11 protein-coding genes and 12 tRNA genes are annotated in these 16,750 nt (G+C 37.0%); 17 read left to right on the top strand and 6 right to left on the bottom strand.

Going from position 1 to position 16,750, the window contains the following annotated elements; genetic code table 11:
* Nucleotides 1-246 precede the first annotated feature (246 nt).
* Nucleotides 247-4,404: a hypothetical protein gene (locus R8G66_34180; protein MDW3197476.1), complete on the bottom strand. Its 4,158-nt coding sequence runs from the start codon at nt 4,402-4,404 to the stop codon at nt 247-249.
* A 169-nt stretch (nt 4,405-4,573) separates the two neighbouring features.
* Here R8G66_34180 and R8G66_34185 point away from each other — a divergent pair, with 169 nt between their 5' ends.
* From R8G66_34185 to R8G66_34195, 3 genes are all read left to right on the top strand, one after another.
* Nucleotides 4,574-5,203, top strand: coding sequence for a hypothetical protein (locus R8G66_34185; GenBank protein ID MDW3197477.1), 630 nt, complete (start codon nt 4,574-4,576; stop codon nt 5,201-5,203).
* Nucleotides 5,204-5,407: 204 nt separating this feature from the next.
* A complete protein-coding gene (locus R8G66_34190) occupies nt 5,408-6,667 on the top strand; it encodes a hypothetical protein (protein MDW3197478.1) in 1,260 nt (419 codons plus the stop codon).
* Between the two features lie 2 nt (nt 6,668-6,669).
* Nucleotides 6,670-7,692, top strand: coding sequence for a hypothetical protein (locus R8G66_34195; GenBank protein MDW3197479.1), 1,023 nt, complete (start codon nt 6,670-6,672; stop codon nt 7,690-7,692).
* A gap of 13 nt (nt 7,693-7,705) precedes the next feature.
* Here the strand turns inward: R8G66_34195 and R8G66_34200 are convergent, their stop codons facing one another.
* The 4 genes from R8G66_34200 to R8G66_34215 form a co-directional block, all read right to left on the bottom strand.
* Nucleotides 7,706-8,353, bottom strand: coding sequence for an ATPase (locus R8G66_34200; GenBank protein ID MDW3197480.1), 648 nt, complete (start codon nt 8,351-8,353; stop codon nt 7,706-7,708).
* The gene (locus R8G66_34205) at nt 8,322-8,711 is read right to left on the bottom strand and encodes a hypothetical protein (GenBank protein MDW3197481.1); all 390 of its coding nucleotides are present in this window, start codon (nt 8,709-8,711) and stop codon (nt 8,322-8,324) included. Before R8G66_34205 ends, R8G66_34200 begins: the two co-directional genes overlap by 32 nt.
* Nucleotides 8,712-8,741: 30 nt before the next feature.
* Complete coding sequence (locus R8G66_34210) at nt 8,742-9,017, bottom strand: helix-turn-helix domain-containing protein (protein ID MDW3197482.1); 276 nt, start codon at nt 9,015-9,017, stop codon at nt 8,742-8,744.
* An 87-nt stretch (nt 9,018-9,104) separates the two neighbouring features.
* Nucleotides 9,105-9,929: an RteC domain-containing protein gene (locus tag R8G66_34215; GenBank protein MDW3197483.1), complete on the bottom strand. Its 825-nt coding sequence runs from the start codon at nt 9,927-9,929 to the stop codon at nt 9,105-9,107.
* Between the two features lie 952 nt (nt 9,930-10,881).
* Here R8G66_34215 and R8G66_34220 point away from each other — a divergent pair.
* The 12 genes from R8G66_34220 (at nt 10,882) to R8G66_34275 (ending at nt 11,844) form a co-directional block, all read left to right on the top strand.
* A tRNA-Phe gene (locus R8G66_34220) sits at nt 10,882-10,954 on the top strand.
* A gap of 6 nt (nt 10,955-10,960) precedes the next feature.
* A tRNA-Asp gene (locus tag R8G66_34225) sits at nt 10,961-11,035 on the top strand.
* Nucleotides 11,036-11,041: 6 nt separating this feature from the next.
* Nucleotides 11,042-11,114, top strand: a tRNA-Pro gene (locus R8G66_34230).
* 10 nt (nt 11,115-11,124) lie between these two features.
* Nucleotides 11,125-11,198 (top strand) — tRNA-Glu (locus R8G66_34235).
* A 6-nt stretch (nt 11,199-11,204) separates the two neighbouring features.
* Nucleotides 11,205-11,277 (top strand) — tRNA-His (locus tag R8G66_34240).
* A 4-nt stretch (nt 11,278-11,281) separates the two neighbouring features.
* Nucleotides 11,282-11,354 (top strand) — tRNA-Arg (locus R8G66_34245).
* Between the two features lie 16 nt (nt 11,355-11,370).
* Nucleotides 11,371-11,443 (top strand) — tRNA-Gln (locus R8G66_34250).
* Between the two features lie 10 nt (nt 11,444-11,453).
* Nucleotides 11,454-11,527 (top strand) — tRNA-Leu (locus R8G66_34255).
* A gap of 3 nt (nt 11,528-11,530) precedes the next feature.
* A tRNA-Leu gene (locus R8G66_34260) sits at nt 11,531-11,605 on the top strand.
* 5 nt (nt 11,606-11,610) lie between these two features.
* A tRNA-Leu gene (locus R8G66_34265) sits at nt 11,611-11,684 on the top strand.
* A gap of 11 nt (nt 11,685-11,695) precedes the next feature.
* Nucleotides 11,696-11,768, top strand: a tRNA-Ile gene (locus tag R8G66_34270).
* Between the two features lie 4 nt (nt 11,769-11,772).
* Nucleotides 11,773-11,844 (top strand) — tRNA-Cys (locus R8G66_34275).
* A gap of 37 nt (nt 11,845-11,881) precedes the next feature.
* On the opposite strand, the gene R8G66_34280 is transcribed toward R8G66_34275, so the two are convergent.
* Nucleotides 11,882-12,760, bottom strand: a complete 879-nt coding sequence (locus R8G66_34280) for a DUF3883 domain-containing protein (GenBank protein ID MDW3197484.1) — start codon at nt 12,758-12,760, stop codon at nt 11,882-11,884.
* A gap of 251 nt (nt 12,761-13,011) precedes the next feature.
* Between R8G66_34280 and R8G66_34285 the strand changes: the two genes are divergently transcribed.
* Both R8G66_34285 and R8G66_34290 read left to right on the top strand, forming a co-directional pair.
* The gene (locus R8G66_34285; GenBank protein ID MDW3197485.1) at nt 13,012-13,929 is read left to right on the top strand and encodes a DUF1837 domain-containing protein; all 918 of its coding nucleotides are present in this window, start codon (nt 13,012-13,014) and stop codon (nt 13,927-13,929) included.
* 2 nt (nt 13,930-13,931) lie between these two features.
* Nucleotides 13,932-16,493, top strand: coding sequence for a DEAD/DEAH box helicase (locus R8G66_34290; GenBank protein ID MDW3197486.1), 2,562 nt, complete (start codon nt 13,932-13,934; stop codon nt 16,491-16,493).
* The last annotated feature ends 257 nt before the right edge of the window (nt 16,494-16,750 follow it).

Raw genomic sequence — 16,750 nt, forward strand, 5'->3', positions numbered from 1 at the left:
GGGGCGGGATTAAGCTCTCCAGCTTTCTTTGAGATTATAGTCGTTTTGATCCTGGTGATTTTATGGCCGATAATCCTTCTTTTCTTTCTTGGTTACTCAATTAGGAGCATAATTACAGTAAAGAAAAATCAATTCGCAAAAGACAGCTATATACCTTTTCTTACACTACAACTGATTGGAAGTACCCTATTATGGTTTTTCGTCCTTTTAGCGATCAGTTCCATTTTTACTAATTAATACCACCGTTCATTCTATGGTTTCAAGGATATCGGAGAGTGTCATAACAGGGCTGACTGTTTGGTAGTATTGGGTGTCTAATTCCTGGATTTTAAAATAAAGAAAATGATGACCGTCATAATTCTCCATCCACTCGTGCAACTTCATTCTTACATAGTTATAAGGCTGCTCTGACAAAGTACCAGCCTTAAGTATCAACTCTAAATAAGATCGGCGACCATCGAAATCCCAGTCTCCTAGATTTTTTTTAATCAAGGTTTCGTAAATATCAGTGAGGTCTTTATAAGTCTTGCTTAGCAGAGTATCATTTGCACTTATGGTAGATTGAAAACCGTGCCTAACCGGTAGATCATTATTTCTTTTAATCCATTTGAATAGTTCTCGGCAGCTTGATACAAATGAAAAATTCATCATTCGTTGGATCAGCTCAAGCTGTTTGTCTGAATCTTCAATTGTCTCACATAATGTTAAACAAAGGTCTTCAAGTCTTAGGTATTCATTGTCATTCAACAGATCAAGAGCGTGGAGTATTGTGTATAAAGGAAATCTGTGAATGTCCTCAGTTAGTTGTTCCATGTCGCCATTGAGTTCAAAATAAGCATCTAGAAGATTGTTCTTTTGGTGATCTCTAAAACGATCTGATCTAATCGCTGAAAGTATAAATGGTAATGAGTCAATCATGTTTTGACTTGCCGCGAATGAAGCTAAGTTCGTGAACACATCTTGAGCAAGATTCTCAGATAGAATTTCTAAAACTTTCTCTTTAGTTTCTTCAAGCCCACATTTCTCAGATATCCACCTTAAGAGCTCTGTAGGCCTATCAACTTTTTGGTCTTCTGTATCACCCTCTATTCCCAATAGAAGGTAAGATGATGCCATATATAATAAGTCTAAGATCACATGATAAGGAACATCAAATTCGTGATGTCGTATTAAGAATGTGATATATACTTCTAATCGTTTAACAGAAATCTGGTTTCCAGATTCCGTCAATGCTGTCTTAAAGTCACAATCGGCAAGGTTTTTTTCAGTCCATAACTTTAACAGATGAATATCTCTAGGTTGTAATGCAACATTATGACTTCTTTCTTGTGATACGAGCTCCGTCATTTGGATCCACTCCCATGTTTTACTATCATCAATGTGATTCACGAACTGGTCAAATGTCACTCCTTGCTCCGTGGAGATCCCTCTGAGTATGTCCAAAGCAAAATTCTCATTGAGTTCAGAATCCAATTCTTTCCGGGTAATACGACGTAGCATTTCATTTTTGAAAAGGATTTCCTTGCCGAATTTTTCAAAAATCCTTCGAGCCAATTGAACTAGAGCCTCTTTGTTATGAAGGAAATCGATAGTTTCCTTACGCTTTCGGTTCATAATTTCGTCCCACGATGGTTCTGGTGGATCATACAGGAATTTATTGCCGGAGAATTCATTGATTTTCGTATGAAACCATTCTCGAACCTCCTTGTCCTCGCCACTTAATGTGTTTCTAAATATTCGCACATAGTCATCTGAGATTTTGTTGGAGACATAGCTGTCATAAACCAACTTTACTTCGTCAATTCCAGCGACTCTTGACATGACCCAGAAACTATCATCCTGGTGGCTATTGGATTTCTGGAAGAGTTTCCGAAATACTTTATGTTGAAGACTTGCTTTTGCTATTGAATCTAATAATTTCTTTTCTAATTTCGGTATGTGGGTGCGTTCAACAAAAATCAATAGCTTAACAAAAGAATCAAGAATTAATGGATCTTTTAGATCATAGTCTTGACACTTATTTACGATGGCTTCAATAATACCTTCTTGATCAGAAAGGTCCGAATGTCTCGGTAATTGAATTATCCAATCAATAAGCCTTATAAGAGAATCGCGACTATGAATATTGGAAAATGCTTCAATCAAGTGTTCCGATTCCAAATTTGTGAAAACGTCTCTCCTTCTTCGTTTTGAATTCCTTGTTACACCTAGATCTTTAACCTGTGACGCGCCGTCAATTAATAGCGAAAGGTATTTATCGCTCAGTCCATTGGATTTTATAAACAAATACAATCCTGCTCGTATATATTGACTTCTACCAAACCCTTCATTAGAGTGCAATAATTCGATAATGGATTCGCTTTGCACTTCTAACTTTAATAAAAGCTTTACCGTCTTGTAGTAGAAATATTCGTCAATACCATTTTCCCCCAGAATAACTATTAGTTTCTTTATTACTGTTTGTTTCTGTTCAGAATTAAACTCGAAGCCTTCTAAAAATTCTAAGGTGTGTAAGAGAATCTTGCTATCCTTAGAATTCAGTCTGCCCTTTAACCACTCGAAAGCGTCAGGACTGCCAGAAATAAAAAGAGAGATGTCATGGGTGCTGAATTTTTCACTTCTTACCCACAAGTCTCTACTCTCATATTTCATTACTATTTGCTGCGCTAAATTCAATCGGGTCGATAAATCCAATTTCTCTTTCTCCATGCGGAATAGCAGTTCCGGCTCATACTCCAGTAAGAAATGGATCACGTTTTTGTTTAAATCAGAATTCCCGTCTAAGATTCCAATTAAAAAGGTTAGGGTATTAACCCAATTAGGCTTGATTATCTTATTGGATGGCGGAAATGTGGCTATTCGTTTGATAAAATCGAATCCCATTTCTCTTAAAAAAATGGCAGAAAAGTATTCTCGGAAATTGTTATGCTCAAATTCCCATTTGTTTCCGTCACTTCTATTGAACAAAAAAGATCTTTGAATACGTTGTAACATTTCAGGATCAAGAACAATCTCTTGTAATTCTTCGAATTCATCTAGCGAGCCTTTACCAAGACATTGACATACAAATGCAATTTTGTAAATCTCCTTTTTGATTTTCTTGGTATAGTTTCTTAAGTCAACTCCTATGAGTTTGAATTTCTCGAGATCGCTTTCGATTTTCTTCGTTGTTAGGTGGTCAAAAAGGTCAGAACGTTTTTCTGGCAAGAACCCATTCTCAATATGCAATTCCGTGATCTTGATAAGATAAAACGGTGATCTAATCAGGTCCAGTAAATTTCTGTTCCATAAGTTCGTATAGAATTCTTCGCCCTTTTTTCCTAGTTCTCCTTCTAAGTAGTGAAGGATAACTCCGGTACTCAGTGGAGCAAGAGAATAGGTTTCATACCCCTCTAATGGGCCCTTTCCCTCTTGATCTAACGGATATTGATTATTCCTACAGCTGACTACTATTTTGATACTTCCATACAGTTTCGAAAACTTGTTAAGTTTCCTAATGAAAAAGTCGCTTTGAGATGTGTGAACTTCATCTAGCGCGTCAAAGATTATAATGATATTTTCTGGAGGGATTAGTAACCATTGCTCGCATTCGAGGCGTAACAGGTCTTCAATACTTTCATTGCCATACTCTCCCAGATTGATGTGAATTGGAAATTTCGTATCCTGATTCGAAAGGACAAAAGCCAGATTTTTGAATTCAACGCTTTTCCCGAAACCACCCACTCCAAGAATTACAATTCTATCTTTCTCTAGCAGTAAATCTTCAAGTCTGATTGAATCCGACTTCCAAAGCTGATGTGAAACATGATCATATTCGAGATTGGAGGAGGTAAATTCAAGAAATGGAACCAGTGTGCGTTCTAAATACTTCGGAACATTTGGATACGAGATGGGCGATAAGTCTTCTAGCTTCGTCTTGTTTGACGCAAGGTCAACCAGAAGGCTTTTCATCGCTTGCAATTCCTCTTCTACTCGAAAGACTCCTTCCTGTATTGAAACAAGATCTTGTGAACTTGCCCACTCAGCTAAGGACTTTCTTGTCTCTTCACGTTGAATAAGTTCATTAAAATAATTAGACATGAAAACTTCAAAGAAGTCTTCTGGAAGGTTGTTAAAGTAGATTTCCTTGGATAACTCTTCTTTATCTATTTCACCATATGCAAACAATACTTCTTGCAATTGAGCTTTAATTTCCGGTTTATTGAATACCTGCCGCAAATCTCCTCCGAAGAGACGCCCTGAGTAATTTTCATCAACTTTGATCAAGGTGCTGGATAAAGCTTGATCAAAAGCACTGCCAACGGCGTGCTTTTGCCAGAAATCCTTGAATGAAATTAGTACTCCTACACTGGATTTGATGGTTTTTAAGGTCTTAAGTAAAGCAATGATTGAACTGAAATCCATATTTATGTTCCGAAGTTATCGACCTTTTATTGCAACATTTCTAGTAAATATAACAGGCAGTTGATGTGTTTTTCCGTTATTTAGGTTTTTTGCTGAAGATGTTAATCGATGAATTGCTGAGTTTAAGTCTTTGAGTCATATAAGAGGATTAAGAAGTAGTTATCATATTATGGAATTCCCGGAAACAGAGATTGTAAAGTTGATATTGGCAGGGTTTAGAACTCTTGCGATTCTGTTGGCCTCTATTGTTGGAATATATGGAATCAATTCCTGGCGAAGAGAAACAAGGTGGAAAAGGAAATATGAATTAGCCGAAGAGATCTTGGCTTTGGTCTATGAAGCAAAAGAAAATATTGCGATGATTCGGCAAGACTTCAGTTGGTCTAGTGAAGGGAGAACAAGAGAGAAACTAGAAAATGAGACAGTTGAAGAAACAGAAATTCGAAATTCCGCCTATGTCACCATTGAGCGAGCAAATACAGTGAAAGAGACATTTTATAAACTTCAATCGCTAAAGTTTCGTTTTGCCGCAGTATTTAATCAACGTGATACTTCCTTTTTCGATGAATTAATTCGAACTAGAAATAAATTAATCTCTTCCGCCTTTAGATTGGCCGATGCTAGAGTCAGAATGTTAAATAAGGAATCGAATTACGTCCAAGAGTCTGAACTTATTGATAAGCTTGAAAAGGTTATTTGGTCTGATTATGAAGGACAAGATGAAATCTCCTTGAAAGTTGAAAAGGTCGTGGTAGAGATAGAGATGATATGTAGTACTGTTATCAGGAAGAGTACTTAAGCTTATTTCTTGAATTTTTCAACATCGAATTTGGCACGGAACTCGGTTAATCTGGTATAGATTAATAGATTTTGCGCGAAAATGACGCCCTTTACCTCACAAAACGTTTTTTAGTTTCTTGCGTTAGTTCCTTGTAATCTCAATAAGAAACCACATAGTGATATACCTGGGTGTATCGCGTAAAATCATTCCTATAAACTCACAATGGAAGAAAGGACTCAAGGTGCATGGGTAATTCACCACACGAAGAAAATTAGGGAATTCAAGAACGCTCCTGAATTCGAAGATATTGAACTTGCTGGTAAATGCGGACTGTTTTTATCAAGCTTGGCGGCTTCAAAGGAACAGAGTTATCTTAACGCAAACAAAGTAAACACTATTGCCGAGGCTTCCAATATAAATAAGCGTCTAGAGCTACCTATTATTAAAGATACCCTGCAAAAAGCGAAACTGATTGATATTTCTAGTAAGGGTGATATTTCAGTATTAGGAATCACTACCTCTAAAGTTCTGGATCATACTTCCCAAATTTTTAAGGATTCGACCACCGATGATTTCCAGAAAGCATCATTGGAACTGGCAAATTATAGCTCAGATAGACCCGTTCAAGGAGATCTAGTCAAAGAATATATCAGTGACACCTATCATCTTAGTTCCGAAAAGAATAAGAAGTTGTTTCAACTCTCAGAAGAAATTGGATTAATTGATTACGAAGAATTCGATTCTGAAAAGGTTTACTTCAATGGAAATCTTTTTAGAAGAGACGCGATTGCAAAAACTTCCAAAGTCTTGTCTTCATTGAGTGATGAAGATTCCCGGAAAATTACTGAAGTCGATAACTTGATTAAATCGGAAGGCTGTATAACGCAAGAATCAGCTATCAGAATATTGGGAAGCATTCTTCTTTCCAAATTACAGTCAATTGCGATGTATGATTTCAATGAAGTGAGTAACAATCAGCACTCAATGGTCTTTATAACAAAACCGTCCTCTTTTTCAAAGTTTGGTAACCCGTTTGAAGATGATGCTTTAGATATGGCAAAAGCCTTTATTGCTTCATTGACGTATGGAATGAAAATCAGTAGTCCAGATAGAGGACAGATACAAGGGCATTCGATGCTGGTCAACACTATCCGGAAATTACTGCGAGGTGAAAGTGTTGGTCCATGTACAGCTATAGGACAGGATTATCTTGTTCTAGTGGTAAATAGAGTTATCGAATTAAAGCATAGTCGCGGTTCATTGTACTCCATGCGTTTACTCAAATTTGATATAGGTAGATTAGCCTTGGATGTTCTTGAAAAAGGTGATTCAGCCGAACAAGCATCATTAGAATTAGATTTTAAGAGCTCGAGTGTAACAAATTATACGGGACCGGAGGATAATAGAATGAGAATAAGGCGAAAGAAAAGCACCTCAAAGAAGATAAATGTCGGAGAACTCCTAAGAACGATGCGCAACTAAAAATGGGGAAACAAGCTGAATTATTCAAAGGGGAATTGATGGAAGAAAAATTGCGTCAGTATTTCCTGGAAGCTGGTTATTATGTCGCAAGAGGTGTAAAGTATCATTTCAAAGGAAATGAAATAACTGATGTTGATTTATTTCTTTATGGTAGGTTTTCTAGCTTATCGAGGGAACGGTTGAATGTCGATTTAAAGAACAAAAAATCATCAAAAGCATTTGAGAGAATCCTTTGGGCAAAAGGTCTGCAGCAACTATTGGAATTTGAGGGTTGTGTTGTGGCCACAATGGATAGAAGAGAAGTTGTCCGTATGTATGGGCAACAAAATGGAGTAAAAATTCTGGATGGAAGTTTCCTTCAAAAACTAAACTATAGTCTTACTGAAAGATATTCAGAAGAAGAATTTTTAGAAGAACTATTAAGATTTAAAAGCTTTAAAACACACAATAATAAATCGTGGAAGATTATATATGAGAGGTCAAAATCAATGCTCTTAAATGAATTGGATTTTAGCGGTTTCAATTCAAATCTGATTACTGCTAAATACTTTGCTCAAAGAGTCTTTGATCATCAGAAAGCTTCTACGGCCTTGAGAGCACTTTACATTGTCCTTTCTCATGGTATGATAATTCTGGATTTTCTTCTTAAGGATATAGCTTTTATGGAGCAAAAACTAAGACACGAGTCTTTGAATGACGGGTTGAAGTTTGGCAATTTAGGTAGAGAAGGAGTCAACCGTACTATTGAAATGGCAGTCCAAATTGCAGGATCTGATCTTTCCCCAAGTTCGATTCGAAAGTCTATTGAGACTAATGAAATGGACATTCTTCGAGAATATTTTTCAAAGTCTGAAGTTTCGCGAAATCTTTTTAAAGTAGCTATTGAGTTCGAGCGAGCAAGTTTTGCGAGAAACATAATTCATCCAGATAATCTGAACATTGAGCTTAAAGGGATAGTTGCTGTAATGCTAGATTACTTCGAGATTAAAAGACAGGATTTTTTCAACATCAACTTAAATCCGTAAGTATTTCGTTTAATCAGCATCGCTTATCCCTTCCATTCTCATAATTAATCAGGTTCACCATTTCCCTCATTCTGCTCCGTACTCTGTTGCCGTAGAGTTCGTCCATTTCTGTACTGTTGAGGTTTGTAGTGATGTGAGTAAGCATGCCTTGGGAAATAAATAGGTCGTACCTGGATAGTAGAATTTCGGCCATCACATTGCATTCGTTTCCGAAATATTTCAAAGTGTCTTCAGCGCCCAGGTCATCAAAGCAATAAGTCTTAGGCCGCCACTCCTGATTGTTATGCCTGAAAGATTGATCACTGTAACGTTGTATAACCTTATAGCCTTCCTGAATGAATTCAAACGAAACCTTTCTGCAGGAGGCCATGACATGATGATTATGTGCGGCAGTAATGAAACGAAACAGATTCATAAGTGAGGTCTTACCACAACCTACCGGTCCGGTCAATAGAATGCCTTTTCTGAAGCTGATACCCAGTTTTTCGGCATTGTCCTGGTCTTTCATGAAATACACCAGGAGCTTAAAGATTACTTCATGATCCTCCTCCACAATATGAAAGTGATCTCCATAGAATCGCTTTCCGGAATGCTCCAGGACGGAGAGACATTCTTGGAATGGGAATATGTTAGAGCGGTTCTCCATAGTTCTTGTTTTCATTGACGCCTTTAGTTATTCGTTTAGGTTGCATTGAGTTGCTGGAGGGGCTATTGCCGGAGTTCTTTCCAAAATATAGGAACTGTACCATGCTACCTTTAAATGGATTGTGTGAGGGTTTGTATTCAATGTATCCCCACTGATGTAGGTCTTTCAGGCACTTTGTGTAGGTATTAGCCGAGCCAATCTTAGAGATCCGCATAAGCTCCGACCGGTCCACTGATAATGGATTCCTAAATCGGCTTTGGTTCCAATAGTGGAAAAGTGCCAAGTACAAGGAGACATGACTTGCATTGAGCCTGTCATCCTCCTGTACTTTAGCCATTAAGCCATTGAAGTGACTGATAAAGTTTACATCCATGTGATTTGCTCACGTGATGGTCACACTTGATCAGGCGTTATTGTACTTGTTGTTATCGATCATATCTATGATGTCCTGGTATTCATAGAAGATGATCCCTTGCACCTTGGTGTAAGGTAGGTGGCCATTTACTCTGAGGTTTTGTAGTGATCCAGCTGATATTTTCAGCATCTTACGCACCTCTGAGGATTTTAGCCATTTCCTATTTGATCCTCCGTCATTGTCTTGGATCAAAGTTTGTAAATCTCCCAATAGTTCTGTTTTGAATTCACGGAGATCCTCTTTAGTGATGATTTCTGTAGCCATAAGAAACGTTTATTTGTTTTTGTTTTCAATGGCCCAAATATGTAAGGTGGAAATAACTTTTATTGACAACTTGTCACCACCTTGTCACTAATTTTTTTCATTTTCTTCATTAATTCTCCTGATAAGGGCAATTTTCATCTCTTCCAGGAAGGTAGCTGGCTCTTTCCTTTGCTTTATTGAGTGAAATCCTCTGTAAATTTTGGTCAAATCTATTCCGAGCATCAGTCCAAACCATTCTGCGACGACTTTTACATCACTTTTCATGTTCGGGTGACTTGCCAAACCATATATATTTTCCATTATTTCAATTTTCGTACCCTCCCATTCTAAAGGTTTTGGGAATTGACAAGGTGGTGACAACTTGCCATTTTTTAAGGCCGCCTGCTCTCGATTTAAAAAGGACTGAAATTTCTCTGTGGCCAATAGGATTGATAGGGTTGTATCGGCAGGAGAACTGAATGCTGGATCAGGAGGCAACTCTAAATGATTATGAATGTTTGAATCATAAGGCCTATGAGTAAAGAATACCTTATCGGAGCTTTCGGAATTCATTTGTTTGTATTTGTACAGCTCTGGGTATTCTCGAAAGATCAAGCTGTTTCTTTCAATTTGATCTTCAATAAAGGCCTTTGTTAGCTTGGGATAGCCGAAAGGTTTATTCTGGAGGTAGTGCTGTACATATCTTTGGAATTGCAGCTCTGAGATGAATTTAGGTTTAATCGTCTTGAAGAATGTTATTTGTTCTTCTTCATTATGGTCGGATTTCAAATACAGATTCTTGAGTTCGTCTCTCAGTCTAAGGCAAGTTTGGATGTTCTTTAATACGGATTGTATTGATTCAGCTTCCGCAGGATTGAATTGTTCGATTTCGATTTCTAAGCGATTCACAAGATCGCGATAAAGTTGTTCCATTTGTTAACATTTGTTCGTTGTTATGCATTCGTATCGATTGTACGATACTTATAACCTTCTCCGTAGGGGTGGTGTAGAAAAGGCCCAAATAGTGAGAATTCCGAAGCTCTTAATGACTAGTACAGACTCATAAACGAACAAAAGGTTTCGAAAAGTATGTGTTTTTCCTTTGCAAATTTCGCCAAAAGAAATTGCACTTTAACGGGATTAGTTGTTGTAAGTAACTCAATGTAGGTGAGGGGGAATTTGTTGCTGGATGATCTTAGAAATACATGTTTGTATCAAATCTCGGTGTGCTGCGTACATTATGTTGTCATTTGCGCGTTAATTGAATTCATTACTTTTGCGATGAAATGAACAAACACTTACAGCATATATGTCTCGACGATTTTCGTCAATTTCTGCCCTTGGAACCAAGGGACGGGACGCGTATGCTTTGTGAAAACTGGAATTTATAGTCAAAGAACATAGATAAAACATCAAAAAGCAGAAGCGTCCCACGAAAGTCGGACGCTTTTTTTATGTCAAATTTTGAAAAAAATGTTTGAAGCTTAGAAAAGCATAGCGATAGGATCTGAATGAGCAAACAATTGAGAGACAGGCAGTTGTGGTAATCATAAAAAACCCGCCGTGAGTGGGGTGGAATCCTATTGCCTATTTGGTAGTTAACTAACTGATAATCAATTATTTAATTAAAAATATTTCTTGGTTTTTTCGGAAACCCTTATCACATTTGCACCGTTGATAAACAACACAAACACAGAAAGAAAATGAACTTAATACACATACATATAGACCTCTTTTGTCAACCGCGGGATCAGTTTCGACTTGATCTTGAGTTGGAACAAGACCGTGTATTAAGGGATGTGAATATGACATGATCTAGATAAAGATATATCAAGTCAAAATAAGGAAGCATCCCACTAACACGGGATGCTTTTTTTGTTTGTATGGAGCAGTGGCAGATGTGGTCAATGCGCTGGATTGAAGTCCCAGAGATACAGGTTCAATTCCTGTCTGTTCCACGAAATAGTACTGTAACTCAATTGGTTTAGAGTGCCCGACTGTCTCTCGGGTGGTTGCGGGTTCGAGTCCCGTCAGTACTGCTATATCTGGGGAGATAACGGTTGGTTGTTTACCTGCTTTGGAAGCAGGGGGTCGTAGGTTCGAATCCTACTCCTCAGACTTATTTGATGCTCCGTTCGTCTAGCTGGCCTAGGACACTCGACTTTCCCTCGAGAAACACGGGTTCGAGTCCCGTACGGAGTACGATATGGTGTCTTTAGTTTAACTGGTAAAATGCCTCTTTGTGAAGGAGGAGTCCAGGGTTCGAGTCCCGGAGACACCCAAATAGGAATGTAGTTCAATTGGATAGAATATTGGAGTTCGATCCCAAAGATGTGAGTTCGAGTCTTACCATTCCTACACATGTATTGAATAATGGTCTTTGGTGTAATCGGTAAGCATATTTGACTTTGACTCAAATGGTTCAGGTTCGAGTCCTGGAAGGCCATCTTATTAGATACCCTGTTGGTGGAATTGGTATACGCGCCTGACTTAGACTCAGGATCTTGGGGGTTCGAGTCCCTCACAGGGTACATGCGGAAGTAGGCAAATTAGGCAAAGCCGCCTCATTCAGAATGAGGTGTTTGAAGGTTCGACTCCTTTCTTCCGTACAAAAGCGCCTATGGTGGAATTGGTATACACCACAGACTTAAAATCTGTGTTTTCTGGGTTCGAATCCCAGTAGGCGTACAAAACAACGATGGCCTGTAGCTCAAAGGTTAGAGCAGTACTCTTATAAGGTAAAGGTTCCGGGTTCAATCCCCGGCGGGCCGACTAAGAGCGAGTAGCCAAGTGGTAAGGCGGTGGTCTGCAAAATCACTATCCGCGGGTTCGATTCCCGCCTCGCTCTCATTATAACACTACATAAGGAAAAGTAAATTCAAGTATTAGAAGTACCCTTTATAGGATACTGGTGTCATGTGACAAATCATACTAAGTCCTCCTTGTTTCTGGAAAAGCTTCGCTTTCTTCTCAAAGTCAAATAGACGATACAGGTGATAGTTACTGGCGTTTTCTTCGGAGAAAGACAGTTCATTCCTTGTAAAGTAGAACGGAGTTTCTTTGCCCAGCTTCGTGGTTTTAACTTCGATGTACTTATCAGTCCCATCAGGGTTCCTGGAGAGAATGTCAAACCCAAGTCCGTCACCTTCCTCTTTGGATACCCAACGAACGGAGTTCGCTAACTTTCCAGAAGAGGACTTTTTCAATTGCCATTTCTCATAATCAAATACGAATTCCTCACCTTGGAGGCCAAGCGACGTATTCTTTTGCTCAAGTTCTAGGTAGTTCCTCTTAATTGGAATTCTGCCATACGCTACTTCTGGTTCTGCGGCAATATTTGTATTTGGAGAAGGAGCTTCTACCAGTACTTTCGAGAAATCAATGTTTTGAATAGGTTCAATTCGTTTTTCAACAAATGCTTGAAAGAGGAGTTCTATTTCAGGGGTAAGCGTTATATGCTTAATGACTTGTGTTTCAAGTGCCTTTTGATAATTGAACCTGGGTAAATATCCTTTGATATAGAGCTGGCCCAGTTTGATCAGTACCGCACTAATATTTTGAAATTTGAATTCAATAGAGCCTTCTGATCTATTGTTGAGGAGTGGAAGTAGCCGTTTTCGATAAGATGCTTTGGTAAAGGGTTGGCCTTTAAGCTCCAAGCTCATCATCTCAAAGTAACATGAGACGATCAATTCTAATTCTATTTTTCCCCAGCTATTCACTTTGACCTTGCTAAACGTAAGGCTTTTTACATACGAATTCAATTTAATTCATTGAATAGATATTTATTTTTTGTTTGGGAATACCTTTCTTATCCAAAACAGTTATTTGCTTGACGAATTCAAAATGTAGTTTGGCGTACGATTATTGAATCTTCACGTACCATTAGTTTTTCTGCGTCGCGAATCTCTGAATTCCAGCCCTTTTCCTTGTTAAGAAATTCGCAAATGGGGTATTTGAAAAGTTAATTAGAATATACTTATTTGTAAGCATTGAACTTTGAAAACAATAACCATTGCTGCCAAAATGTGAAATAGATGATAAATTCTTAGAGCTGTTCTATCATGAATTGGATGATCATAAATTGGAATCGGGTAATTCTTTGAATCTTTTCATTCCAATAATTTCAAATAATAAATTCGATTTTGATAGACTTCAAGACAGTTTATACGATATCATAATTACATACGCTCTTTCAAGAAGAACACAAGAAGAGATTGGTGGTCTAGGTGGCAGAAAATTTAAAGAGGCCGTTCAAAAATTAAGAAATAGCCGGGCTATTATTGATGAAGATCCTGACAATAAAGAAGGGGAACTTGGGGAAATATTACTCTATTGCTTTCTTGAGTCTCATCTAAATGCGCCGAAAATAATTTCAAAACTGGAAATAAAAACCTCGGCTAATGATAATGTAAAGGGATCAGATGGAATTCATATCAAAAATGTAGCTGCTAATGACTATCAATTGATTTTTGGTGAATCAAAGTTATATAGTGATTTAGATGCCGGTATCAGAAAGGCATTTGGATCAATAAAGGATTTAATTGATAAATCTTTTAAAGACTTTGGTTTTGAAATAGGCCTATTAAATAGTCAATTGATTAAGGAATCTGTTGATGATGAACAATATCAAATATTGAAAAGCATAATAATTCCAAATGCTTCAGAAGATCAGTTCAATATGGATAAAGCATTTGGTATGTTCATTGGCTTTCAAATTGACGATAACGAATTTAGGAACCTGTCGAATTCTGAATACCGGAAAGAGGTTAGGGAGAGAGTAGTCGAAACTGTGATGGAGTGCATTAAGCTAATTAACGTTCAAATTGATAAAGAAGCTTTCAGGGGATATCCGATTTATATCTACTTATTACCTATCTCGAACATAGGTTCCACTCGCGTCCAGATGATTAATGAGCTGATCAACAAATAACCATGACAACTACAATAATTGACAGACTAAAAGAAGATGTACTTAGTAGCAAATACTTCAATGATCTATTTGTTAAAAGTTCTTCTTTATCTAGCAGGCCACTTCAACATAGATCGCATCAAAATGGGAATTTGACTAAGAAAGAACTTACTGACCTTTTAAGGTTTGCAGATATACTTTCTAATTCAGATGATTCTGTGGCTAGAAATAAATCATATCAGATAATAAGTAGCTTGAGCCAAGAATTTGGAAATAATAACATTTACCGAATTTATTCTGAGGCGGTTCTTTCAAAAATTGGAAACTTCCCTGCTCTAAGTTTCATAAAATCACAATCGGATACATCCACATCGCTTCCAATAGAAAGAAGAGTCGACTTTAATCTAAAAAAGAATATTCAAAGGATTCCTGGAAGGTTGGATATTTCCTTCACAGATGTTCAATACCAATTATTTGAGAGCCTGCAATCATCGAATTATTTTAGTTTCTCTGGCCCGACATCCATGGGAAAATCTTTCATTATAAAGATTTTCATTAAAGAGGCTTTGAATAATAAGCCTAAAGAGAACATGGTGATTATGGTCCCTACCCGTGCTTTAATAAATCAATTTATTATTGAGTTACGTAATGAAATAGGGAGTGAAATCGAGAAAAACAATTATCGTTTATTCTCAAACTCGAACGTTGAAGAGCTTTCAGATAAAATTGCTTCGAATTATATATTAATCTTAACTCCTGAAAGGTTGATCAGTTACTTATCTCAGAAAGAGAATCCAGAGATCGGTTTTCTTTTTGTAGATGAGGCCCACAAGATAGCTTCAGAGAAAGATATCAGAAGTATAACTACTTATACGGCTGTTGAAAAAACGTTAAGAAGGTACCCTGGTTCAAAACTATATTTCGCATCCCCTAATGTTGAAAATCCTGAGGCTTTATTGAATTTATTTAATAAGGACTCGGGAAATAATCATTTCAAAACGCAAGAATCACCTGTTGCTCAGAATTTATTTTTCATTGATTACATAGCCTCCAGGGTCGCTCAGTATATAGATGGTGAAGAACACGTCATAGAAAATAACTTTCTATCGTCATTTAAGAATATCTATGGGGTTATTCAATTCTTATCATCGGAGTTTAGCAATTTGGTTTATTGTAATTCTAGGACTCAAACGATTGAGAGAGCCCGGCAATTCTGTGAGATGCAAAAACAAAAACTCACAAATGACAAAGAGGTAAGAACTGCTATTCGAAAAATAAAATCCTATGTTCACAAAGATTATTATCTGGCTGAATTTCTTGAATATGGCGTGGCTTACCATTATGGTAATCTTCCTCAAATAATCAGGAATATCATTGAAGATCTTTTCCGTCAAGGAAAAATTAAATTTCTTTTTTGTACCTCTACTCTGTTGGAAGGTGTCAATTTGCCTTCCAAGAACTTGTTTATTCTTTCAAATAAGAATGGGCTTTCAAAGTTTAAACCAATTGATTTCTGGAATCTTGTAGGTCGCGCTGGACGTTTAACAAAAGAGCTTTTCGGAAATATATATTGCATAAGGGATGATGAAAAACTATGGAAGGACACTAGCTTGTTTTCACGTCCAAAAATTGAAATCGAGCCATCAGTATCAAGTAATACTGAACGTAACATAACTAAGATTGAGAGCCTTTTACAGAATGAGTCAATTAAAGGGACAAAAACGGAACAGGATATTCTGAAATACATTGCTAATATCATATCCATTGATACCATGCAGATTTCAGAAAAGTATAGAAGTCCACTCATTGATAAGTTGATTAGAGATAATGAGGAGAAAATTATTGAGTTGGCAAAGGAAAAATCTAGGAGTGTTCAGGTGCCCGTTTCAATATTATACTCTAATCAATCAATTGATGTAGGAGTTCAAGATCGTGCGTATAATTATTTGTTGAATTCTAATCAAAGTACGATTAAACTGCCTAATATATATACGCTCTCCTATTCCACTATTCTGGAAATATTGGATACATTTTATGAAATGTATAATTGGGCAGAATTTGAAAATGGAATTAATAACAGAAAATCATTGCGCTACTTCGCGTTATTGATGATTCAATGGATATCTGGCCAAACTTTAAATCAAATAATTAATCAAGCGATAGACTTTCAAAAGACAAACTCAACTTTTTATGTCAATCATCAAAACGTCGGACCATTCAATCCTGGTGATAAAAGTCATGTAAATGAGATAATCAGCGATATAATTGAAAACATTGAAAAAGTCTTAAGATTTCAATTTGAAAAGTATTTCAATCATTACCACATGCTCTTAAAAAATATCCTAGGTGAAGAAAATGCCGGTGAGAATTGGGCTTTACTTCTTGAGTATGGAACTAGAGATAGGATAGTAATTGCATTGCAAAATCTAGGTCTCTCTCGGCATGCAGCCCAGCAAATAAATAATAATCATAAGAATTGTCTTACGATAGAAGATAGCAAAATCATGACGATCAATAAAGCTCAACTTCTGTCACAGTTGGATAAAGAGGATATTACATATGAAGAGGTGTTAAAGGTTTTGTGATTGTATATTGAGTGTCAATTAAATATTACAGCTAATTATTAGACTCCTCTGCATACCATTTATACCAATTTCAAAATCTATGAATACGGCGATTTTAGAGGGGTTAGGGTTCGAATGCAAACCGTATTAAAAGGTTCGGTTAACAGGTAGGTTAACGAAATATAGAAAAGTTTTTAATTATTTGATATACAGGTATTTATAAGCAAAGTTGCAGTCCCTCCTCCTCTGTATTTTCCTAAAGCTGCAGGTCGTTTTGC

The sequence above is a fragment of the Cytophagales bacterium genome, assembly GCA_033344775.1.
Taxonomy (GTDB): Bacteria; Bacteroidota; Bacteroidia; order Cytophagales; family Cyclobacteriaceae; genus JAWPMT01.

Excerpts from the sequence above, each read along its gene's own strand:
- R8G66_34290 (MDW3197486.1), top strand. The coding sequence starts at position 13,932 with ATGACAACTACAATAATTGACAGACTAAAAGAAGATGTACTTAGTAGC.
- R8G66_34180 (MDW3197476.1), bottom strand. The coding sequence starts at position 4,404 with ATGGATTTCAGTTCAATCATTGCTTTACTTAAGACCTTAAAAACCATC.
- R8G66_34200 (MDW3197480.1), bottom strand. The coding sequence starts at position 8,353 with ATGAAAACAAGAACTATGGAGAACCGCTCTAACATATTCCCATTCCAA.
- R8G66_34210 (MDW3197482.1), bottom strand. The coding sequence starts at position 9,017 with ATGGCTACAGAAATCATCACTAAAGAGGATCTCCGTGAATTCAAAACA.
- R8G66_34195 (MDW3197479.1), top strand. The coding sequence starts at position 6,670 with ATGGGGAAACAAGCTGAATTATTCAAAGGGGAATTGATGGAAGAAAAA.
- R8G66_34205 (MDW3197481.1), bottom strand. The coding sequence starts at position 8,711 with ATGGATGTAAACTTTATCAGTCACTTCAATGGCTTAATGGCTAAAGTA.
- R8G66_34185 (MDW3197477.1), top strand. The coding sequence starts at position 4,574 with ATGGAATTCCCGGAAACAGAGATTGTAAAGTTGATATTGGCAGGGTTT.
- R8G66_34190 (MDW3197478.1), top strand. The coding sequence starts at position 5,408 with ATGGAAGAAAGGACTCAAGGTGCATGGGTAATTCACCACACGAAGAAA.
- R8G66_34215 (MDW3197483.1), bottom strand. The coding sequence starts at position 9,929 with ATGGAACAACTTTATCGCGATCTTGTGAATCGCTTAGAAATCGAAATC.